The organism is Streptomyces sp. NPDC102437, assembly GCF_044765565.1.
GTDB lineage: Bacteria > Actinomycetota > Actinomycetes > Streptomycetales > Streptomycetaceae > Streptomyces.
In genome coordinates this window covers 59365-80300 of the sequence record NZ_JBIWKI010000023.1, presented here as the reverse complement: position 1 = coordinate 80300, position 20936 = coordinate 59365, and the positions used below count along the sequence as shown (strand labels likewise).

Sequence of the window (20936 nt, the reverse complement as noted above, 5' to 3'; positions counted from 1 at the left end):
GCACGCATGAGGTTCAACGGCACGATGCGCCGCGGACTCGGCGGCACGGCGGCCGCGGTCGTCGCGATGGCCGCGCTCACCGCGTCCCAGGCACCGGGAATCGCCGCTCACGAAGCTCCGCGGAAGGAGCGCCCCAAGACCGACGAGGTCAAGTGGTCGCACGTACCCAACGACGACTCGTACCACACCGAACTGCCGCCGCTGCAGTCGCCGAAGCCGCCGAAGGCCGGAAAGAAGCAGAGCCCGGCCGCCGCCCGATCGTGGGCCGAGGCGGGCATCCCGGCCACGGTTCTCGCCGCGTACCGCAAGGCGGAGAGCGCACTCGGGAAGACCGACCCCGGCTGCCGGCTGCCGTGGCAGTTGCTCGCGGCGATCGGCAAGGTCGAGTCCGGCCAGGCGGGCGGAGGACGGGTCGACGCACGGGGCACGACGCTCACGCCGATCCTCGGACCGGTCCTCGACGGTGCGGGGTTCGCCAACATCCCGGACACCGACGGCGGCGCGTACGACGGCGACCGGACCTACGACCGGGCGGTCGGCCCGATGCAGTTCATCCCCTCGACCTGGGCCCACTGGGGGCAGGACGGGAACGGTGACGGGCGCCGTGACCCGAACAACATCTACGACGCCGCACTCGCCGCCGGGCACTACCTCTGTGCCGGACCGCGCGATCTGTCGGTGAAGGCCGATCTGGACCGGGCGATCCTCAGCTACAACCACTCGGACACCTATCTGCGCACCGTGCTGTCCTGGCTGGAGTTCTACCGCAAGGGCATCCACCCGGTGGCCGACGGCAAGGGCACCGTCCCGAAGAGCCCCGGCGCGGGCGGACCGAACAAGCCGAAGCATCCGGTCGGCGGCCCCGGCGCCCCGGACGGCGACATCATCGTGGGCCCGCAGCCCGGCGGCTCGCACCAGCCCTCGCCGTCCGCCACTCCGAAGCCCTCCGGATCGCCCACCGGTTCCCCGGACCCCACCCTCTCCCCGGACCCCACCGACCCGGGCACCGGCTCACCCGATCCCACCGACAGCGGATCGGCCACTCCGGACCCCGGCACGAGCCCCGACCCCAGCCCCAGCACCTCCGAGCCGGGCCCCGGCTGCCCGACGGACTCGGCGTCACCCGATCCGTCCGGCACGGCCGGAACCACCGAGTCCCCCGAACCCGACCCGACGACGAGCGAAGACCCCTGCGCCACGCCGGCCGGCTCAGCGTCCACCGGCTGACAGCACCTCGGACAGGTCGTACCGCACCACCTCCTCCAGCTGCGCGTAGGTGCAGCCGGCCGGGGTGCGGTCCGGCCGCCAGCGGCGGAAGCGGGCGGTGTGCCGGAAGCGGTCGCCCTCCATGTGGTCGTACGCCACCTCGCAGACCCGCTCCGGGCGCAGCGCCACCCACGACTGGTCCTTCTTCCCGGACCAGCGGCTCTGCGTCCCCGGCAGCCGGGCCCGCTCGTGCGCCTCGGCATCGGCCCAGGCCGCCCACGGGTGGCCGGCGAAATCGACGCGCAGCGGCTCCAGCTCCGTGACCAGCTCCTCGCGGCGCTTCATCGAGAAGGCCGCGCAGACACCGACGTGCTGGAGCACGCCGTCGGAGTCGTACAGGCCCAGCAGCAGCGAGCCGACGACCGGGCCGCTCTTGTGGAAGCGGTACCCCGCCACCACGCAGTCCGCGGTCCGCTCGTGCTTGATCTTGTACATCACCCGGGTGTCCGGGCGGTAGGGCAGGTCGAGCGGTTTGGCCACCACACCGTCAAGACCCGCGCCCTCGTAGTGCTCGAACCACTCCTGCGCGAGGTCCGGGTCCGTGGTCGCCGGGGCGAGGTGGACGGGGGGCGACGCACCGGACAGCGCCGCCTCCAGCACGGCGCGGCGGTCGGACTGCCGGGTGGAGAGCAGCGAATCGTCCCCCACCGCCAGGATGTCGAAGGCGATCAGGCTGGCCGGGGTCTGCTCGGAGAGCAGCCGCACCCGCGAATCGGCGGGGTGGATGCGCTCGCTGAGCCGGTCGAAGTCGAGCCGCCCGTCGTGCACGATCACGATCTCGCCGTCGATCACACAGCGCGGCGGCAGATTGTCCCGGACGGCGGTGACCAGCTCGGGGAAGTAGCGGGTGAGCGGCTTCCCGGTGCGGCTGCCGAGCACCACCTCCTCGCCGTCGCGGTGCACGATCGCCCGGAAGCCGTCCCATTTGGCCTCGTACTGCATGCCCGGCGGGATCCTGGACACGGCCTTGGCGAGCATCGGCTTCACAGGAGGCATCACCGGCAGATCCATGGCCCGATTCTCACCCACCAGCGGCCGCAAGTCTCCCGATATGCGGCATATGTGAGCCCGGCCTACCGTGACCGTCATGGGTGCAGCGGTGAAAGCAGTGGAGCTCGAAGCCGACGGACGAGCCGTACGGCTGTCCAGTCCGGACAAGGTCTACTTCCCGGAGAAGGGCTACACCAAGAGGGACGTGGCCGAGTACTTCCTGGCCGTGGGGCCCGGCATCACCCGCGCGCTGCGCGACCGGCCCACCACCCTCCAGCGCTTCGTGGACGGGGTCGAGGGCGATTACTTCTACCAGAAGCGGGCCCCGAAGAACCTCCCCGACTGGATCCCCACTGCCAAGATCGCCTTCCCGAGCGGCCGGCCCGCCGACGAGATCTGCCCCACCGAGCTCGCCGCCGTCATCTGGGCCGCCAACCTCGGCACCCTCACCTTCCACCCCTGGCCGGTCCGCAGCGCCGACACCGACCACCCCGACGAACTGCGCATCGACCTCGACCCGCAGCCCGGCACCGACTACGCCGACGCGGTGCGCGCCGCCCACGAACTGCGGTCCGTGCTCGACGGCCACGGGCTGCGCGGCTGGCCCAAGACCTCCGGCGGCCGGGGCATCCACGTCTTCGTCCCGATCGTCCCGGAGTGGACGTTCACCGAGGTCAGATGGGCCACCATCGCCGCCGGACGGGAACTGGAACGCCGCATGCCGGACCGGGTGACCACGGCTTGGTGGAAGGAGGAACGCGGCGAGCGGATCTTCGTCGACTTCAACCAGACCGCCCGCGACCGCACGATCGCCTCCGCCTACTCCGTACGCCCGCGCCCGCACGCCCCGGTCTCCGCCCCGCTGCGCTGGGGGGAGATCGACGACGCCGAACCGGACGACTTCGACATCAGGACCATGCCCAAGCGCTACGCCGACGTGGGCGATGTGCACGCGGACATGGACGACCACGCCTTCCGGCTCGACGCGCTGCTGGAGCTGGCGGACCGGGACGAGCGGGATCGCGGCCTCGGCGACATGCCCTACCCGCCGGAGTACCCGAAGATGCCGGGCGAGCCGAAACGGGTCCAGCCGAGCCGGGCCCGGCACGACGAGGAAACCGAGGGATGAGCGCACCCGACCCGGAGCCCGCCGCCCCGCACGGGGCACACGGCAGGCCGCTGACCCGCGCCGAGAAGTGGGCCGTGTACAAGAAGTCGCCGTACTTCCCCGCGACCGTCCTGGTGTTCATCCTCGCCGCGGCCGCCGGGCTCTTCGCCGGTTCCTACACCTATGCGATGGCCAATCCGACCCCGCACCGGATCCCGGTCGCCGTGGTCAGCCGGCCGGCGCCCGAGGGCGCTGAGGCGTTCGTCGCCGGCATGGACAAGGCGCTCGACGCCTCGCTCGTCATCCATGTGTTCGCGACCCGGGCACAGGCGCGTGAAGCACTGGATGCACAGGAGGTCTTCGCGATCATGCGGGCCACCGACCGCGGTGTGTCGCTGGACGTCGCAGGCGCCTCCGGCGCCGCCGTGGCCCAGCTGCTCGCGGAGTCAGCGGTGAAGGTGGGGGCCGAGCTCAAGGAGCCGGTCGCCGTGCGCGACATCAAGCCCCTGCAACGCGGCGACCCGCGCGGCCTCGCCCTGTTCTACATCTCGCTCGCCGCCGTGATCGTCGGCTTCGTCGGTGCGATCCAGCTGAGCGTGCACGCCCGCGCCCTGATCCCGCTGGAACGGATCGCCTTCACCATCGGCTACTCACTGCTCGGCGGTTTCGTCATCGCCGCGGTGGTGGACTGGTGGCTGGGCGCGGTGGACCTGCCGTTCTTCGAGTCCTGGATGATCCTGGCGTTCACGATGTTCACCACGGGCATGGTCTTCACCATGTTCAACACCCTGATGGGGCGCTGGGCGATGATCCCGACCTGGGGAGTCATGGTGCTCCTGGGCAACCCGTCGTCCGGTGGGGCGGTCTCCTGGCCCCTCCTGCCGTCCGCGCTCGGGCACATCGGACGCTGGCTGCCGCCGGGCGCGTCCGTCAACGCCCAGCACACCGCGGTCTACTACCAGGGCCACCAGCGGATCTTCCCGTATCTGGTGCTCGGGGCCTGGGCGGTGGTCTCCTGCACGGTGTTCTGGGTGTGGCGCCACCGGCACCCGGGAGGCCGTGACCGCATGCCTCAGCATGCGGCCACGGCCACCTGATCCGGGTCCCGGCTACAGCTCCTTGATACGGATGTCGCGGTACGAGACCACGTCCGTGGTGCTGTGGACCTGGAGTCCGATGTAGCCGGAGGCGTACCGCCGGCCGTCGGTGCCCGGGTCGTCGCCGCGCGGCGGCTCGAAGACCTGACCGCCGTTGTTGTCGAACTCGTTCAGCAGGACACCGTTGCGGTAGACCGAGTAGTGCTGGTCCACCACCCGGATCTCGTAGTCGTTCCAGGTGCCCTTGGGAGTGACCCCGGCGCCGGCCAGACCGACCCGGTCGAAGCCGTAGACCGAGCCGGTCTTGTACATGTCGCCGTCCGGCCGGTCGAGGATCTGCACCTCATGGCCGTACTTGATGGCGACCCACTCCGGATTGGGCTCCTCCGGGTTGTCGTGGACGTTCGGGAAGCGGACGAACACACCGCTGTTGGCGTTGCCGGCGCCCGGGGCGTCGTCGCGCCACTGGAGCTTGAGCGAGAAGTCGCCGTACTGCCGGCCCGGGAACCAGAGCATGCCCATGCCGTCGACGGCGGTGGAGCTGGTGATCGTGCCGTCCGGGTTCAGCCCGAACTTCCCGCCGCCGACCTGCTGCCACTTGGCGAAGGACTCCGCCGTGCCGTCGAAGAGCTTCTTGTAGCCCTCGTCCTGTCCCGGCATGCCGATCCCCGACTGCTTGGCCGCCCGGTAGATCTTCTTGTGCTCACGGGCGTCGATCACACCGGCGGCGAGCAGCTTGTCGAGGACACCGTCGACGTGCTTGAGGAACAGCGCGTGCGACGACCAGTCCTTCTCGTCCTCGATCAGCTCGTTGATGGTGCAGCGGTTGCCCGTGATGCGGTTGGGGACCCCGGTGTCGACCGTGCCGACGATGACGGTCAGCCGCTCGTCGAACTCCGGGCAGTTCGGCGCCGGTACGCCGCCGCTCTCCGCGACGGTGAACGACACCTGCTTCGCCGCGGAGGTGTTGCCGGCCTTGTCCGTGGCCCGGTGGGCGACGGTGTGATAGCCGACGCGGTCGACGATGACGGTGGTGGTGTACGCGAGGTACGGGCCGCCGTCGAGCGAGTACTCGACCTTGTCCACGCCCGATTCGGCGTCGGTCGCGGTGATGGTCACCTTGGCGCTGGTGATGTAGGCGTTGTCGGAGTTCTTGGCGCCCTCGACCTTCGCGGAGGTCTCCGGCGGGGTCTTGTCCTGCGTCGGTGGTGCGACGACGGTGAAGTCGGCCGACTTCTCGGCCGCCGTGTTGCCCGCCCGGTCGGTGGCCCGGTAGCGGACCGTGTGCGTACCGGTCTCGTGCACCATCACGGGCGCGGTGTACGGCTGCCAGGCGCCGTCCGCCCCGAGGGCGTACTCGATGGTGTTGACGCCGGACCCGGTGTCGGAGGCGGCCACGGTGACCGTCGCCATGCCCAGGTAGCGCCCCTGGTCGTCCTTCTCGCCGGACACGGTCGCCGAGGTCTCCGGCGGCGTGCTGTCGTCCGTCGGCGGTGCGGCGACCGCGAAGTCGACCGATTTCGCCGCTGCCGTGTTGCCCGCCTTGTCGGTGGCCCGGTAGCGGATGGTGTGCGTACCGACCTCGGTCACCACGACCGGCGCGGTGTACGGCTGCCAGGCGCCGTCCGCCCCGACCGCGTACTCGACGGTGTCCACGCCGGAGCCGTCGTCGGTCGCCGAGACGGTGACCGTCGCCTGACCGATGTACGCGCCGTCGGCGTTCTTGTCGCCGTCCACCTTCGCCGAGGTCCCGGGCGCGGTGGTGTCCTCGCCGCCACCGCCGTCGGTCACGGTGAGGATGCCCTGCATCGACTCGTGCCCCGGCATGGTGCAGTGGTAGAAGTACCGGCCGGGCGTGAGCGTGACCTCGGCGGTGTGCCTGCCGCCCTGGTCGTCGCCCGGGTTGGCCAGGATGTTCAGAGTGACGTCGTTGTTGAACTCCGGGTCCGACACGCTGAACGTGAGGGTGTGCGGCATCCCGGTGGTGTTGCCGGTCGCCGCGCTGTTCTCGAAGACGATGGTCGCCTTGCCGGCCACCGCGGTCTTCGGGGCGGACAGATAGTGGTCGATGGGGTCGCCCGCGGTCCAGGTGAGGACCTGGTCGGCCGCCGCGTCGGCGGAAGCAGTCGTACGGCCGTACGCCGCTGTCGAGGTCAGTCCCAGCACCATCAGGAACGAACCCAGCAGCGCGAGCCACAACCGGGCCGGGCGGTACCGCCTTCGTGAGAGGACCGGACGATGTCTCACTGAGTTGCCGCCTTCCTGGCCAGATCACCGGCGGCCGGGGTCGGACCGCCGCCCTTGTACCTCACACGCCACAGCGCGGACTTGGAGTCGGAGGTGAAGAAGCCGCGCCCGTAGTCCAGGACGTACAGCGAACCGTCCGGGGCGAACTTCCAGTCCATCAGGTTGCGGACGCCGTCCGCCCCGACCGGGATGATCTTCCGCAGGGACTCGGCGTGGGTGGGAAGACCGCCCTTGCCGACCGTCTTCGGGTCGGTGAGCACGGCGTGCCGGGGCTGGGTGTCGTCGTAGAAGTCACCGACGAACCACTTGCCGTCCCAGTACGAGGGCCACTTGTCGGCGCTGGTGCTCGCCGCGTCGTACCGGTAGACCGGGCCGTTCATCGTGGCCTGGCCGCCGCCCTTGAGCCACGGCAGCAGCTGCTTCTGCTCCTCGGCCTTGTAGCTCGGGATGCCGTTGGCGTCGCGCGGGTAGTCCACGCCACCGCCCTGCGGCGAGTACCAGATGGTGTTGGAGGTGACCGGCGGCAGGTTGACCAGGCCGTCGTTGTTCGGCGACTCGTTCTTCGGGTGGTCGCAGTCGTACCAGCCGAGCGGCTTGGTGGGGTCGGGCAGATTGCGGTCCCGGTAGGGCTGCTTGTTGCCCATGCAGTACGGCCAGCCGTGGTTGCCCGCCTTGGTGATCGCGGCGAACGTGTCGTACTTGGCCGGGCCCCAGGTGGTGGAGGGCGAGCCCGCGTCGGGGCCGACCCAGCCCGCGTACAGGGTGTCCGTCGACTTGTCGACGGAGATCCGGGCCGGGTTGCGTACGCCCATCACATAGATCTCGCCGCGGGTCTTGCCACCGCCCTCGTCGGGCTCCTTGCCGGTGAAGAGATTGCCCTCGGGCAGCGTGTAGGTGCCGTCGTCCTCCGGGTGGATCCGCAGGATCTTCCCGTTGAGGTTGTTCGTGTTGCCCGCGGTGCGGCGGGCGTCGGCGAACGACACGCCCTTGTAGTTCGGCTGCGGGTTGTTCCCGGAGTAACCGTCGGTGAAGCCGGAGGAGTTGTTGTCACCGGTCGCGATGTACAGATTGCCCTTGGAGTCCCAGGCCATCCCACCGCCCGCGTGGCAGCAGCTGTGGACCTGGACGGGCCAGTTCAGCAGCACCTTCTCCGAGGACAGGTCCAGCTTGTTCGTGGCCGGGTCCATGGTGAAGCGGGAGACCTGACGTACCGCCATCTGCTTGTCGCGGTCCAGCTTCGAGTGCGGGGTGTAGTGCAGATACACCCAGCCGTTCTTCGCGAAGTCCGGGTCCAGCTCGATGCCGAGCAGCCCCTCCTCGACCTTGATCAGCTCGTCGCCGCCGCCCTTGTTGCCGAAGATCGTCAACTCACCGGCGAGGGTGACCTTCTTGGTCTTCGGGTCGTAGACGTGGATCTGCCCGAGGCCCTTGCCGACGTCGGGGTCGTTCCAGTCGGTGACGACCGGCCTGCTGCTGTCGGCGCCGCCGCGCCCGATGTACAGCACGCGTCCGTCGGGGGCGGTGACCAGGCCGTGCGGCTCGCCGATCTGGTCGTTCCGCCCCGGCTGGTTGGGCTGGGTGACGCGCTCGGCCTTGTAGTTGGAGTCGATTGTCGCCTTGCAGTCGGCCTGCGAGATCCGGGTCGTCCAGTCCAGCGCGCCGCGCAGGTGGTCGCGGAAGTCGGTCTCCGCGAAGCTGTCGGCCGTCCCGCCCATCGCCGTGTAGAAGGACCGGCCGCCGTCGTAGTCGCGGCACCAGGAGACCGGGTGGTCCCAGCCGTTGGCACTCGCGCCCGGCTTGTACGTGATCTCGCGGACCCGGGCCACCGTGTGCACCGAGCCGGACGGGTTCTTCGTCCAGTTCAGCCACTTGTCGGGACGCTTCCACTCAAGCGGGAGGTTCTTGGTCGCCGGATGCTGCCGGTCGCCGATCTCGACCGTGGCGCGCTGCACGGCGGCCGGGCTGTCCGCCGCCGGGCGGGCACCGACCAGTCCGGTGAACCAGTCCGAGTACGGTTCGGTGCGTGCGGCGTCGTGGATGCCGAGGAAGCCGCCGCCGGCCTCCATGTACGCCTCCAGGCCGGCCTCCTGCTCCGGGTCGAGAACGTCGCCGCCGCCGGTCAGGAAGACCACGGCGTTGAACTTGCCGAGCCTCTTGCCGTTGGTGAAGACCGCGGCGTCGTCCGTGGCGACGGTCTTGAACCGGCCGGATTCCGGTCCGCTCAGGCCGATCTTCTCGATCGCCGCGATCCCTGCGTCGACCGTCGGGGACTCCTCGGTGGCCGAGGCGTGGAACACCAGCACCTTGACGTCGGCGCCGCCCGGCGGCGACGGCAGGGACAACGTTGTCGCCAGGGAGCCGGGCGGCTCCGGATAGGGCCTGGCCTCGGCCGCGTTGGCGCCGAGCAGGGAAGCGGTCAGTGCGCCGGCCGCGAGGCCCGCCGCGAGTCCGCGTCGCGATCTGGACCTGTGATGTGGTGCGCGCTGCATGTGGTCACCCACCCCTCTTTGGTCACTGCAACAGCGCATGAAGCTAGACCTCTTTTCGCGGTCCGCCAATAGCTATGGCGGCAATTGCACGAACTTTGTCCTGGCTGTGGATAAACGGAGGTCCTCCGGCTACGGTGTGGGCCGTCCGGGGCGAGTCGGCGCTCCAAATTCCTTGGATGGGTGGGGAGTTCGGCATGGACAGAAGGAGCTTCAACCGGCGGATGCTGGTCGGCGGCGGAGTGGCGGCGGCGACCGGCCTGACATCGTTGTCCCTCGGTGCGATCGAGGCCAGCTCGGCGGAACCCGCGGTGGGGACCGCCCCGGCGGGCGGTGTGGTCCGCCATCTCAAGCTGTACGCACAGAAGCTGGCGGACGGTCAGTTGGGGTACGGCCTGGAGAAGGGGAAGGCGTCGGTGCCGGGGCCGCTCATCGAGATCAACGAGGGCGACACCCTGCACATCGAGTTCGAGAACACGACGGATACGGCGGCCAGCCTCCACGCGCACGGGGTCGACTACGACATCGCGAGCGACGGCACCCGGATGAACAGGAGCATCGTCGAACCGGGCGGTACCCGGACCTACACCTGGCGCACCCATGCCCCGGGCCGGCGCAAGGACGGCACCTGGCAGCCGGGCAGCGCGGGCTACTGGCACTACCACGACCATGTCGTGGGCACGGACCACGGCACCGGTGGTATCCGGAAGGGCCTCTACGGTCCGCTGATCGTCCGGCGCCAGGGCGACATCCTGCCGGACAGGACGATCACGATCGTCTTCAACGACATGACGATCAACAACAAGCCCGCCCACGAGAGCCCGAACTTCGAGGCCACGGTGGGGGACCGGCTCGAAGTCGTCATGATCACGCACGGCGAGTACTACCACACGTTCCACATCCACGGTCATCGCTGGGCGGACAACCGGACCGGGCTGCTCACCGGCCCCGACGACCCGAGCCGGGTCATCGACACGAAGATCGTCGGCCCGGCGGACTCCTTCGGCTTCCAGATCATCGCGGGCGAACGCGTGGGCGCGGGCGCCTGGATGTACCACTGCCATGTGCAGAGCCACTCCGACATGGGCATGGCCGGACTGCTGCTGGTCGCCAAGCCGGACGGCACCGTGCCGGGGTACGAACCGCACCACATGACGACCCATGGCGAGGTGGCGCCGGACAAGGCCGGGTCCGGGAGCGCGCAGAAGGACGCGGTAAAAAACCCGCCGAAGAGCACGGCAAAGGAATCGCCGAAGGGCGCGGCCGCGCACGATCCGGCGGCGCACGGCTCCTGACCCGGCCCGGCGGCGCGGGGCTTCTGGCCCGACCCGTCCGCGGGGCCCGGCACCGTCGGGGCGTACCCCCGTCCTGACGGCGTCAGCCCTCCGGCACTTCCCGCGTCGTTCCGTCCGCCTCGGCTGCCACGGCCGTCTTCTCGGCCGCGGCGGTCGCGGGCGGTCCGGCCGATCCGGTCGTTCCCGTCGCAAGGCGCAGTTGCTCCTCCTCGACGATGCGCCGGGCCAGCGCCCCGTCCGACACGTCCACGGCGTCCGGCGTCGTCTCGGCGACGTCGCTGCGCCGTGCGTACAGGTCGAACAGCCGCTCCTTGCGGGCCAGGATGTCCAGCATCCGTTCGTCGACGCTGTCGGCCGCGAGGAGCCGGTGCACCTGGACGGTCCGTATCTGCCCCATCCGGTGGGCGCGGGCCACCGCCTGGTGCTCCATCGTCGGCTTGATCTGCGGTTCGCAGATGATGACGACCGAGGCCGACTGCATGTTCAGTCCGACTCCGCCCGCCTGGATCTGGCTTAGCAGTACGGCATGACCGTCCACGGCGGCGAAGTCGTCGATCAGCCGCTGGCGGCGGTCGGCCGGCAGGCTCCCCGACAACGGGCCGAACACGGGCGCATCCAGGGCCTGTCCGACCGTGTGCAGCACTTCGCGGAAGTAGGAGAACACCACGACCTTCAGGCCGTTGTCCGCGGCCTCGGCCACCAGTTCGCGGAGCCGGTTCAGCTTCGCGGAAGTGGCGGGCCGGGCGTACGCCGCCCGGCGCATCCGCATGAAGTGCCCGGCGCCCACCGCCTCGCGGTAGGCATCGAGATCACCGGGGCTGAACTCCTCCCACTCGTCGACCTGCACCAGCGCCGGGAGTTCGGTCAGCACATCCACCTGGTTGCGCCGCAGATAGGCCGGGGCGACGGCCCTGCGGAAGGCGAGCGAACCGGCGGCTCCATGGGTGGTGTGTATCGAGGGGGCCAGCTCCGGCTGGAGGTGACGGACCAGGCTGCGGAACTCCTCGACGCGGTTCTCCATGGGCGTACCGGTCAGGAACAGCACCCGTTCGGTGTGCCGCGTCCATCCGGAGACGGCCTGGGACCGGCGGGTGGCGGGGTTCTTGACGTAGTGGGCCTCGTCGACCACCAGCATGCCGGGCCGGGTGCCGCAGTCCGTGGCGGCCGGGAGGGTGTGCAGGGCGTCGAACGTGGTGAGGGCGACCCCGCCGCCGCGCCGCCATTCGTCGAAAACGGACTGCCGCTCGGGGCCGTGCACCGGAAGGGTGCGCAGAGTGGAGCGGGCGCGGATCTCGCGCGCCCAGTTGATCAGCACGCTGGCCGGGCAGACCACCAGGAAGTGTGTCTCGCCCCGCGCCGACAGGTGCGCGAGCGCGGCGATGGCCTGCACGGTCTTGCCGAGCCCCATCTCGTCACCGAGGATGACCCGCTTCTGCGCGAGCGCGAACCGCGCGCCGAACGACTGGTAGCCGCGCAGCGAGACCCGCAGATGGGCGTCGTCCAGCCGCAGACCGCGCACCCGGTCCGCCATCCCGGACGGCAGGAACCCCTCGGCCGCGTCCCGGTCCGGCCCGGCGCCGGACATCTCGGCGAGCAGGCTGTAGTACTCGGCGGACCGCAGTTCGAAATCCACCCAGGCCGCCACGTCCGACTCCGCGCCCCGCAGCAGGTCGACGCAGACCTGCCCGAACAGCAGGGGCAGCTCGCGCTCGTCCGCCTCGGCGACGGCGGTCAGCACCTCGGCGACGGCCTCCAGCGCCCGGGAGCGGGCCTGCCGCCCGGCGAACACCATGCGCAGCCGTCCCCGCGCCGGTCCCGCGGCGGCCAGCAGGGGCTCCAGGCGCCCGGCCAGCCGGTCCGCCGCGGCAACCGCCCGCCGGACGTCGGGACCGGCCTCCACCAGCCGGTGCAGTGCGACGACCAGCGCGGTCGTGGCGTCGTCCGGGGCGTCCACGTCTATCCGGACCGCGACCGTGTCCCGCACCGCGTGGGCGATCTGCCCGGCTGCGGCCAGCACCTGATCGGCGGTCTGCGCGCCGACCCCGGGGATCTGGCGCAGCTCGTAGCGGTTGGCCTCGTGGACCTGGCCGACGGTGGTGAAACCGGCCTGCTCGACCGCGCCGAGCCGCAGCCTGCCCTCCGTGACGTCCTTGAGCCTGGCGGCAGGGATGGCGGCGAGCTCCCGGCTGACGAGGGAGTCCAGCAGCGGCTTCAGCGCGGTGTGCACGGCTTCGACGGCGCGGGTGTGATCGGCCAGCACGGTGCGCGCGGACTCCAGCAGCCGCTCGGCCCGGGTCAGCAGCTCCCGGGCGGCCCTTCCCGTGGGCGCCCCGCCCTCCGTCGCTCCGGCCTGTGTCATGTACGTCCCTCTGTCCGCGCAGCCCGGCTGCCGTCCCGCCCGGCACCTGCCCGGACGGTTCCTATCGTGCCACGCGGCACCGACAGCCCAGGCCGGTCAGGGCGTGGGCGGGCGGCGCTCGGCCGGGGAGAGCAGCAGGACCTCCAGGGCCAGTGCGCAGGAGCGGGCCTGCGCCAGGAACCAGTCGGTGCGCTCGTCCGTTATGGCCGACGGGGTGGCCCGGACCGCCAGGGCGAAGCGGGCATGACCGGTGCCGTCCAGGACCGGGACCGCCAGGGTCCGCACCCCGGGGGCCGACTCGCCGTCGTTGAGCGCGTAGGCGTCGGACCGAACCTTCGCCAACTCGGCCTCCAGCGCGGCCGGTTCGACGATCGTCCGGTCGGTGAACGCCGGCAGCGGCGGCAGTGAGGACGGCCCGCCCTCGCCCGGTCGCGCCCAGGCCAGCAGGACCTTGCCGAGCGCCGTGGAGTGCAGCGGTCTGCGAAGCCCCACCTTCGGCGTCACCGAACCGCCCGCCACGATCACCGCATGGGGGCCGCTGCGCAGCGCCAGGTCGGCGGTGGCGCCGGTGCGTTCGGCGAGATCGGTCAGCTCGGGGGCGGCCAGATGCAGACCGCGCTGGTGGTACGAGAGCCTGCCCAGCTCGGTCACGGCGGGGCCCAGCCGGTAGCGGGACGTACGGACGTCCTGTTCCAGGAAGCCCGCGCCGAGCAGGGTGCGGGCCAGGCGGTGCGCCGTGGAGGAGGAGAGCCCGAGGCGGCGGGCGAGGTCGGAGGCGCTGAGGTCGGGGCCGTTGTCGTGGAAGCAGTGCAGTACGTCCAGGGCGCGCTGCACGGCCTGCGCGCCGCCGGGAGCGCGCACTGCCGCGGCCTCGGGCATATCGGTTCACTCTCCGCTCGTGGGGGCTGAGGGGCATGTGGTTGCCACATTACGGGAGTTGGAGGTCCGGAGATCCGGGTGGTGAAACACTGTGTTCACACCGAATCCCACATCATGGGAAGCAAGTTGTGGGACTGCCTCGGCGCGTGGCAGTGTGCGACACGTCATCACCGACGAGCAGGAGGGAGCAGTGCCATGGCCGGTCGCCGAACCGCGACTCCCGCCCACGCCGCTCCGGTCCTCCTCGCCCTGACGCTGCGCCGTCACATCGACCTGGCGCGGGTCGCCAGCGCAGCCTGTCGCTGACCCCTTCCCCTTCGCGTTTCTCCTGCGCGATCCCCTCTCTCCTTTGCCGCGCCCCGGCGCTGCCGGGGCCTTCGGCCGTACCCGGTGTCCGCTTCCCGGCGTACGGGCCATGCCACCCGCCGCTTCGCCGACCCCTCGGGAAGACCCCATGACGCATGCCGTCCCGCCCCGGACGCTCTGGTTCACCCGCTGTCCCGTCCCCACCGCGACCGGCATCGCCGCCGACCGCCGGTGGCTCACCGAAGAGTTCGCCCCCGACGGCATCAGGGTGCGGTCCCTCCAGGACGCCGCGCCCGGTGCCGACCCGGCCGCCCACTTCACCCACGCCCTGCCGGGCCTGTTCCGCGAAGGCGGCAACGTGCCCGCACTGTGGGCCCGTTCCCGCGGGGAGCGGACCCGGCTGATCGGCCTCACCTGGATCGAGGAGCGGCAGACCGTACTGGTCCGTCCCGGCTCCGGGATCCGGGGCGTCGAGGCGCTGCGCGGACTGCGGCTCGCCGTACCCGTGCACGACATCGCGATCGACTTCTGGCGGGCCATGGCCCTGCGCGGCTTCGAGGGCGCGCTCGCGGCGGCCGGACTCGGCCCGGACGACGCCACGTTCGCCGACGTACCCGCCGCCGCACACCGGGGCCAGTGGGCCGCCGAGCTGGCGGCGCTGCGGCGCGGCGACGTCGACGCCGTGTACGTGAAGGGCGCGCTGGCCGTCGAGGCTGCCCGGCGGGAGGGCGCGGAGGTCGCCGTCGAACTCGACGAGCTGGCCGACCGCCGGTTCCGGACCAACAACGGCACCCCGCGCCCCATCACGGTCCACCAGCAGCTCCTCGACGAACACCCCGGCCTCGTCGACCGCTTCCTCGCCGTCCTGCTCAGGGCCGCCGACTGGGCCACCGAACAGCCCGCCGAGGTCGCCCGGATCCTCGGCGCCGAGACCGGCGCGGGCGCCGAGGGCGTCGCCGGGGCCTACCGGCCGGGCACCCATCTCACCCTCCACCCCGACCTCTTCCCGGACCGCCTGACCCTGCTCGCCGAGCAGGAGGCCGGACTGCGCGCCCACGGCTTCCTGCCCGAACCCGTCGACATCACGGCCTGGGCCGACCCCGAGCCGCTGCGCCGCGCCGCCGAACTGGCCGCCTCCCGCCCCGCCCGTCCCTGAGTTGTGAGGACCCCCGACATCATGAACCTCCCCCGACCACTGCGCACCGCCGTCGCCCCCGCGCTCCTCACGGCCACCGCCCTGACCGCCCTCACCGCCTGCGGCTCGTCCGCGGCCGACAGCGGCGGCTCCGGCACCGAGGGCACGGTGGGCATCCGCATCCCCGATCCCGGCAACTCCGGTGTGCTCGCCCTCGGCAAGAAGGACGGCAGCCTCGACAAGGCGCTCGCCGAGGCCGGCGCCGAGGTGCGCTGGACCGGCAGCGCCGGCCCCTTCGCCCCGGCCGCCCAGGCGATGAACGCCGACCAGCTCGACGTCGCCACCGGTTCCATCACCTCCGGCATCACCTCGCTCGCCCGGCGCCCGGGCTTCAAGTTCTTCACCGCGATGGACCCCGACGCCGCCGGTGAGGGCATCCTCGTCAAGAACGGTTCCGGTATCGGCTCGGTCGCCGACCTGGTCGGCAAGAAGGTCGCCGTCAACCAGGGCGGCACCGGCGAGTACCTGCTGCTGAAGGCCCTCGCCAAGGCCGGTATCCCCGCCGGCAAGGTCAAGCGCGTCTATCTGCGCCCCGACCAGACGGCCGCCGTCTTCAACGCAGGCAAGGTCGACGCCTGGGCGGTCTGGGCGACCTACGCCGTGGCCGAGATCGGCAGCGGCAAGGCGCACTTCGTCGCCGACGGCGCCGCGATCGGCTCCGACAACTACAGCCTCGACGCCGTGCGCACCGGCTTCGCCGAGCAGCACCCCGAGATCGTCAAGGCGCTCTACCGGTACCTCCACGACGCCAGCGCCAAGGAGAAGCAGAACCCGGCCGCTTACCTCAACGTCTTCACCGACGTCGGACCGACCGCCGTCACCGGCAAGGCGAAGGAGGTCCAGAACGGATTCACCCGCGAGGGCGGCACCGTCGACCCCATCGGACCCGAGGACATCGAGCGCTTCGAGGACGTCGCCGGCTTCTACGCCGAGCAGAAGGTCACCACGGAGAAGGTCGACGTCGCCGCCCACCTCCTCGACATCGAGAAGCTGAAATGAGCGGCACCGGCCTGCGCCCGGGCCTCGTCCGGCCCCGCCCCCAGCGGCGCAGGGCCCGCAGCCGCACCTACTCCGCCACCGTCCGGACACTCGGCCCCATAGCCCTCCTCGCCCTGTGGTGGGCGGCATCCGCCACCGGCGTGCTCACCCCCGACGTGCTCGCCTCGCCCGCCGAAGTAATCAGTGCTGTGGGGGAGTTGTGGGGGAACGGGCAGCTGCCCGACGCGCTCACCACCTCCCTCACGCGCTCCGGCCTCGGCCTCCTCATCGGGCTCGCCGCCGGGCTGGTGCTCGGCATCACCACCGGATTCACCCGCCTCGGCGACGAACTCCTCGACTCCTCCATCCAGACCCTGCGCACCATCCCGTTCCTCTCCCTGGTGCCCCTGTTCATGGTCTGGTTCGGGATCAACGAGACGGCGAAGATCCTCCTCATCGCCGTCGCCACCACCTTCCCGATGTACGTGTCGACATCGAGCGGGGTGCGCAACACCGACCCCAGACTCATCGAGGCGATGCGCAGCTTCGGCATGGGCAGCATCGCCCTCGTCCGCGAAGTCGTCCTCCCCGGAGCCCTGCCGTCGCTGCTCGCCGGGCTGCGGCTCTCCATGACCCTCAGCGTCATCGCGCTGATCGCCGCCGAGGAGATCAACGCCACGGAAGGCATCGGCTATCTGATGTCCCAGGCGCAGAGCTACGCCCGTACCGACATCCTCGCCGTCTGCATCCTCGTCTACGGGCTGCTCGGACTCACCGCCGACATCGTCGTACGGCTGCTGGAACGCGTACTGATGCCCTGGCGCACCCCACAGGGAGCCACCCGATGACCGACCGCACTCCTCAGTCGGCCGTACGGGTACGGGAACTGCGGCGCGTCTTCTGCGACCGCGCGGTGCTCGACGGACTCGAACTCGACATCGCACGGGGCGAGTTCGTCGCTCTGCTCGGTGCGAGCGGCAGCGGCAAGACGACCCTGCTGCGTATCCTCGGCGCACTCGACGGAGCTGACGGGGGAGAGGTCCTCGTCCCCGAGGCCCGCACCGTCGTCTTCCAGGAACCCCGCCTCGTACCGTCGAAGAAGGTTCTCGCCAATGTGACGGTGGCCCTGCCCCGCGGCAGCTTTGGACACGGTCTGCGGGCCCTGGCCGAGGTCGGGCTCGAACGGCACGCCGACGCCTGGCCCGCCACCCTTTCCGGCGGCGAGGCACAGCGCGTCGCGCTCGCCCGCGCCCTGGTCCGCGAACCCGAACTGCTCCTGCTCGACGAGCCGTTCGCCGCACTCGACGCCCTGACCCGGCTCAGGATGCAGGACCTGGTGGGGGAGCTGTGCCGCAAGCACCGGCCCGCCGTCCTCCTCGTCACCCACGACGTGGACGAAGCGGTACGGCTCGCCGACCGGGTCGCCGTACTGCGCGACGGCCGGCTGATCACCGACGAGCCGGTCACCGTCGGCCGGCCGCGCGACCCCGGCGACCCCGCCTTCGCGGCCCTGCGCCGACGGCTCCTCGACGACCTCGGCGTCGAGACGGCCACGCAGTCCTCAACCACCGAACGTACCGAAGCCGGAGTGATCTGAATGACCATCACCATCGGTGTGCACAGCAGCAACCCGTCCCTCTACCACCTGTACCACCTCTCCCGGCTGGGCCTCGCCCAGGAGGAGCTCGCCCCGCTCGGCGAGAGCGTCGTCTTCCACCCGTACACCAACGGCGTCCGCACCGGCGAACTCCTCAGCCGGGGCGTCATCGACTTCGGCGGCACCGGCTCCACTCCGCCGGTCACCGGCCAGGCCGCCGGCCACGACCTCGTCTACATCGCCGTCTCCGCCCCGCGCCCCGAGCACGGTGCGCTCCTCGTCCCCGAGGACAGCCCCGTGCGCACGGTCGCCGACCTCAAGGGCACCACCGGCCACCTCGCTATCGGCTCCTGGCAGACCCACCTCCTCGCCAAGGCGCTTGACGACGCCGGGCTCTCCTACGCCGACGACATCACCGCCGTCCGCAGCACCGACGACAGCGAGGAACTGCTGCGCACCGGCGCCATCGCCGCCTGGGTGGCCCAGGGCGCCCAGCTCGCCGCAGCCCGCCGCACCGGCGGGCTGCGCACCCTGATCCGCACCGGCGACGTCATCACCGGCCGTTCCGTCTTCTTCGCCCGCCGGGACCTGGCCGAGAGCCGCCCCGAGGTCATCGAGGCGCTCACCCGCGCTCTCCAGCGGGCCGACGACTGGGCGGCGGCGCACCCCCGCGCGGCGGCCGAGATCGCCGCCGCGGACCTCGGCGGATCCGCCGACGACTGGGAGACCGCGCTGCGCGCCCTGCCGTGGAAGATCGAGCCCGTCACCGACGCCTTCCTCGCCGAGCAGCAGGAAGCGGCCGACATCTTCCACCGCACCGGATTCATCGACCGCCCGGTCACCGTCGCCCACGCCCTCGCCGGAGCGGGCTCCGGCACCGGCGCGGACCGGGCGGTGTGACGACATGGCGAGCGAAGTCCTCTGGTACGTCATCCCGCGCGAAGGCGCCTACCCCTGGGAGCCCGAAGGCCGGCGCCCGGTCGACCTCGGCTACCTCGCCCAGCTCGCCGGCACGGTCGAACGCCTCGGCTACAGCGGTGCGCTGCTCGCCACCGACCTGTACGACGTCTGGCCGCTCGGCAGCGCACTCGCCGCCTCCACGAGCACCGCGTTCAAGCCCCTGCTGGCCGTCCACCCCGGCCTCATCTCGCCCACCCTGCTGGCCAAGATGGCCCTCAGCTTCGACAACCTCTTCGGCGCCCGGCTCCGCTTCAACGTGGTCAACGGCTCGACGAAGTCGCTCAAGGAGTACGGGCTCCACGTGGAGCACGACGAACGGTACGAACTGAGCGCCGAGTACTGGTCGATCGTGAAGCGGCTCACCGCCGGTGAGGTCTTCGACCACAAGGGCCGCTTCTACGACCTGAAGAACGCGGGCGCGTCGTTCCGGGAGCTGAGACCGGTCCAGGAATCACACATCCCCCTCTGGTTCGGCGGCTCGTCCGCCCCGGGGATCGAGATGGCGGCCGAGCACGTCGACGTCTTCCTCACCTGGGGCGAACCCCCGCACCTGCTCAAGGAGAAGCTGGCGAAGGTCAGGGCGCGGGCCGCCGCGTACGGCCGCACGCTCAGGATCGGGCTCCGCCTCCACCTCATCGTCCGGGACACGGAGGACGAGGCATGGGCCGCGGCCGACCGGCTCCTCGACGTGACGAGCGAGGCGACGTACGCCCGGCAGCTCGGCGACCGGGCGGGGGAGGACAGCGTGGGCTGGCAGCGCCAGTTCCGCCAACACGGCGGCAAGGTCCCGGCGCACGCCCGGGAGCTGGAGACGCACCCCAACATGTGGCCGGGCATGAGCCTGTTCCGCCCGGGGCCGGGCACGGCGGTCGTCGGTTCGACGGCGCAGGTCGTCGAGCGCCTCAAGGAATTCGAGGAGCTGGGTGTCGACACCTTCATCCTCTCCGGCAACCCGTTGCTGGAGGAGGCCTACCGGGTGGCGGAGACGGTGCTTCCGGCACTGGGCATCCCCCGCTGACCGGCCGGGGGCGGGAGCACCGGAACGTGCCCCGTCCCTCCCGCCTCCCGTTCCCGACGACACGTCTCACCCATCGCCGCGCGCCATGTCGAACACCGACCAGTTGGTCCTGCCGCGCTCACGGACATGGATGCGCGGACCACGACAGACCATGTTCCGACGGCGCGCCAGGGCGCGCCCGTCGGGCCGGACCAGCTGCGCGGCCCCCGGTTCCGGCTCGACCGTGTGCTCCGATATCCGGCCGTACGTCAGCACGCCGTCGAAGTCCACGAAGGCCACGCGCCCGCCGTCCACGGCCACGCCCCCGACGCGGCTCACCCGCGTGGTGCGGAGCCGCACGGAGCCGTCGGCCCGGACTTCGATCAGCGGGTGGTGCATGTACGGGCAGGCCCAGGCCGTCGTCCCATGGACGTTGAGGGCGAGGCAGTCCGACATGTCCAGCGGGCCCGGCCCGGGGCTGAACGACCACAGCGGTTCGCCCGCGCTGCTCCACCGCCGCAGACCGGGGTGGCTCAGCGGGTCGTCGCCGTACACCCCCTCGTCGAAGTGGCCGACCCAGAGGGCGCCCGACGTGTCGGTCAGCAGATGCTCGATCGCGTCGCCCACCCGGAACGTCCACGACGGACGCCCGAGCGCGTCGAATACCTGCACATGGTCGGCGTCCACCTTGCTGCGGGCCTCCGCGAGCACGAAACCGCCGTCGGGCAGGGCGTCGAGCCAGGGACTGTACAGCGTGACGGCGCTGAGATGCGTCTCGTCCACCTGGCCCCGGTCCGCGGTGACGACCAGGGCCTCGTACGGATCGACCGGTCCCGGTCCGGGGTCGCGTTCGGTGAGCAGCCAGTGCACGCGGCCGTACACGTCGACGGTGCTGTGCAGCAGGTGCAGCCGGCCGTATGCGCGCGGCAGGCGGGCGTACTCGGTCAGGCGGACGGACTCCATGGTGCTCCTCGGCGGGGTGCGCGAACGGTCGGGGCTGCGGGCATGCGCAGGACCGGCGGCGCGTTCGCCGGGTGCCGGAGCGGGGGGCGCTTACGCGGCATGGGCCTTTCTGGTGGTCATGCAGGAGATCATCCACGAGGGCGGTTCAGGTGCGCAATGCCCGGCCGTCCGCGGGCTGCGGTCGCCGGTGCCCGGTGCGAGACTCGGAACGTC

17 protein-coding genes are annotated in these 20936 nt (G+C 71.3%); 11 read left to right on the top strand and 6 right to left on the bottom strand.

Features of this window, described 5'->3' with window-relative positions:
* Positions 1-6: 6 nt before the first annotated feature.
* Positions 7-1227 carry a lytic murein transglycosylase gene (locus ACIRJP_RS27005; RefSeq protein ID WP_404179183.1) on the top strand — a complete coding sequence of 407 codons (1221 nt, stop codon included), beginning with the start codon at positions 7-9 and terminating at the stop codon, positions 1225-1227.
* On the opposite strand, the gene ACIRJP_RS27000 is transcribed toward ACIRJP_RS27005, so the two are convergent.
* Positions 1210-2277, bottom strand: coding sequence for an ATP-dependent DNA ligase (locus ACIRJP_RS27000; protein ID WP_404179180.1), 1068 nt, complete (start codon positions 2275-2277; stop codon positions 1210-1212). The genes ACIRJP_RS27005 and ACIRJP_RS27000 overlap by 18 nt on opposite strands.
* A gap of 76 nt (positions 2278-2353) precedes the next feature.
* Here ACIRJP_RS27000 and ligD point away from each other — a divergent pair, with 76 nt between their 5' ends.
* Positions 2354-3385, top strand: coding sequence for a non-homologous end-joining DNA ligase (gene ligD, locus ACIRJP_RS26995; protein ID WP_404179177.1), 1032 nt, complete (start codon positions 2354-2356; stop codon positions 3383-3385).
* Positions 3382-4461, top strand: a complete 1080-nt coding sequence (locus ACIRJP_RS26990) for an ABC transporter permease (protein WP_404179174.1) — start codon at positions 3382-3384, stop codon at positions 4459-4461. The genes ligD and ACIRJP_RS26990 overlap by 4 nt, the downstream gene beginning before the upstream one ends.
* A gap of 12 nt (positions 4462-4473) precedes the next feature.
* Here the strand turns inward: ACIRJP_RS26990 and ACIRJP_RS26985 are convergent, their stop codons facing one another.
* The gene (locus ACIRJP_RS26985; protein WP_404179172.1) at positions 4474-6708 is read right to left on the bottom strand and encodes an OmpL47-type beta-barrel domain-containing protein; all 2235 of its coding nucleotides are present in this window, start codon (positions 6706-6708) and stop codon (positions 4474-4476) included.
* Positions 6705-9197: a ThuA domain-containing protein gene (locus ACIRJP_RS26980; protein ID WP_404179169.1), complete on the bottom strand. Its 2493-nt coding sequence runs from the start codon at positions 9195-9197 to the stop codon at positions 6705-6707. Before ACIRJP_RS26980 ends, ACIRJP_RS26985 begins: the two co-directional genes overlap by 4 nt.
* A gap of 194 nt (positions 9198-9391) precedes the next feature.
* On the opposite strand from ACIRJP_RS26980, the gene ACIRJP_RS26975 reads away from it, so the two are divergent.
* A complete protein-coding gene (locus ACIRJP_RS26975) occupies positions 9392-10489 on the top strand; it encodes a multicopper oxidase domain-containing protein (RefSeq protein WP_404179166.1) in 1098 nt (365 codons plus the stop codon).
* 82 nt (positions 10490-10571) lie between these two features.
* Here the strand turns inward: ACIRJP_RS26975 and ACIRJP_RS26970 are convergent, their stop codons facing one another.
* Both ACIRJP_RS26970 and ACIRJP_RS26965 read right to left on the bottom strand, forming a co-directional pair.
* On the bottom strand, positions 10572-12848 hold the full coding sequence (locus ACIRJP_RS26970; protein WP_404179163.1) for a DEAD/DEAH box helicase: 2277 nt from the start codon (positions 12846-12848) through the stop codon (positions 10572-10574).
* A 96-nt stretch (positions 12849-12944) separates the two neighbouring features.
* Positions 12945-13727 (bottom strand): IclR family transcriptional regulator, encoded by a 783-nt coding sequence (locus tag ACIRJP_RS26965; protein ID WP_404179160.1) that lies wholly within the window; start codon positions 13725-13727, stop codon positions 12945-12947.
* A gap of 195 nt (positions 13728-13922) precedes the next feature.
* Here ACIRJP_RS26965 and ACIRJP_RS26960 point away from each other — a divergent pair, with 195 nt between their 5' ends.
* From ACIRJP_RS26960 to ACIRJP_RS26930, 7 genes are all read left to right on the top strand, one after another.
* Positions 13923-14033 carry a putative leader peptide gene (locus ACIRJP_RS26960; protein WP_323185704.1) on the top strand — a complete coding sequence of 37 codons (111 nt, stop codon included), beginning with the start codon at positions 13923-13925 and terminating at the stop codon, positions 14031-14033.
* Between the two features lie 148 nt (positions 14034-14181).
* Positions 14182-15189 carry an ABC transporter substrate-binding protein gene (locus ACIRJP_RS26955; protein WP_404179157.1) on the top strand — a complete coding sequence of 336 codons (1008 nt, stop codon included), beginning with the start codon at positions 14182-14184 and terminating at the stop codon, positions 15187-15189.
* A 21-nt stretch (positions 15190-15210) separates the two neighbouring features.
* Positions 15211-16227 (top strand): ABC transporter substrate-binding protein, encoded by a 1017-nt coding sequence (locus ACIRJP_RS26950; protein ID WP_404179154.1) that lies wholly within the window; start codon positions 15211-15213, stop codon positions 16225-16227.
* Positions 16224-17054, top strand: coding sequence for an ABC transporter permease (locus tag ACIRJP_RS26945; RefSeq protein WP_404179151.1), 831 nt, complete (start codon positions 16224-16226; stop codon positions 17052-17054). The genes ACIRJP_RS26950 and ACIRJP_RS26945 overlap by 4 nt, the downstream gene beginning before the upstream one ends.
* Positions 17051-17803 carry an ABC transporter ATP-binding protein gene (locus ACIRJP_RS26940; protein ID WP_404179148.1) on the top strand — a complete coding sequence of 251 codons (753 nt, stop codon included), beginning with the start codon at positions 17051-17053 and terminating at the stop codon, positions 17801-17803. Before ACIRJP_RS26945 ends, ACIRJP_RS26940 begins: the two co-directional genes overlap by 4 nt.
* Positions 17804-18703, top strand: a complete 900-nt coding sequence (locus ACIRJP_RS26935; protein ID WP_404179146.1) for an ABC transporter substrate-binding protein — start codon at positions 17804-17806, stop codon at positions 18701-18703.
* Positions 18704-18707: 4 nt separating this feature from the next.
* Entirely contained in the window at positions 18708-19781 is a 1074-nt protein-coding gene (locus ACIRJP_RS26930; protein WP_404179143.1) for an LLM class flavin-dependent oxidoreductase, read from the top strand.
* A 66-nt stretch (positions 19782-19847) separates the two neighbouring features.
* Here the strand turns inward: ACIRJP_RS26930 and ACIRJP_RS26925 are convergent, their stop codons facing one another.
* Complete coding sequence (locus tag ACIRJP_RS26925) at positions 19848-20723, bottom strand: hypothetical protein (protein ID WP_404179140.1); 876 nt, start codon at positions 20721-20723, stop codon at positions 19848-19850.
* Positions 20724-20936 lie beyond the last annotated feature (213 nt).

Bases quoted from the DNA above. Each gene is read 5' to 3' on its own strand.
- ACIRJP_RS26960 (WP_323185704.1), top strand. From the start codon at position 13,923: ATGGCCGGTCGCCGAACCGCGACTCCCGCCCACGCCGCTCCGGTCCTC.
- ACIRJP_RS27005 (WP_404179183.1), top strand. From the start codon at position 7: ATGAGGTTCAACGGCACGATGCGCCGCGGACTCGGCGGCACGGCGGCC.
- ACIRJP_RS26965 (WP_404179160.1), bottom strand. From the start codon at position 13,727: ATGCCCGAGGCCGCGGCAGTGCGCGCTCCCGGCGGCGCGCAGGCCGTG.
- ACIRJP_RS26950 (WP_404179154.1), top strand. From the start codon at position 15,211: ATGAACCTCCCCCGACCACTGCGCACCGCCGTCGCCCCCGCGCTCCTC.
- ACIRJP_RS26990 (WP_404179174.1), top strand. From the start codon at position 3,382: ATGAGCGCACCCGACCCGGAGCCCGCCGCCCCGCACGGGGCACACGGC.
- ACIRJP_RS26975 (WP_404179166.1), top strand. From the start codon at position 9,392: ATGGACAGAAGGAGCTTCAACCGGCGGATGCTGGTCGGCGGCGGAGTG.
- ACIRJP_RS26930 (WP_404179143.1), top strand. From the start codon at position 18,708: ATGGCGAGCGAAGTCCTCTGGTACGTCATCCCGCGCGAAGGCGCCTAC.
- ACIRJP_RS27000 (WP_404179180.1), bottom strand. From the start codon at position 2,277: ATGGATCTGCCGGTGATGCCTCCTGTGAAGCCGATGCTCGCCAAGGCC.
- ACIRJP_RS26935 (WP_404179146.1), top strand. From the start codon at position 17,804: ATGACCATCACCATCGGTGTGCACAGCAGCAACCCGTCCCTCTACCAC.
- ACIRJP_RS26955 (WP_404179157.1), top strand. From the start codon at position 14,182: ATGACGCATGCCGTCCCGCCCCGGACGCTCTGGTTCACCCGCTGTCCC.
- ligD (WP_404179177.1), top strand. From the start codon at position 2,354: ATGGGTGCAGCGGTGAAAGCAGTGGAGCTCGAAGCCGACGGACGAGCC.
- ACIRJP_RS26940 (WP_404179148.1), top strand. From the start codon at position 17,051: ATGACCGACCGCACTCCTCAGTCGGCCGTACGGGTACGGGAACTGCGG.
- ACIRJP_RS26970 (WP_404179163.1), bottom strand. From the start codon at position 12,848: ATGACACAGGCCGGAGCGACGGAGGGCGGGGCGCCCACGGGAAGGGCC.
- ACIRJP_RS26925 (WP_404179140.1), bottom strand. From the start codon at position 20,723: ATGGAGTCCGTCCGCCTGACCGAGTACGCCCGCCTGCCGCGCGCATAC.
- ACIRJP_RS26980 (WP_404179169.1), bottom strand. From the start codon at position 9,197: ATGCAGCGCGCACCACATCACAGGTCCAGATCGCGACGCGGACTCGCG.
- ACIRJP_RS26945 (WP_404179151.1), top strand. From the start codon at position 16,224: ATGAGCGGCACCGGCCTGCGCCCGGGCCTCGTCCGGCCCCGCCCCCAG.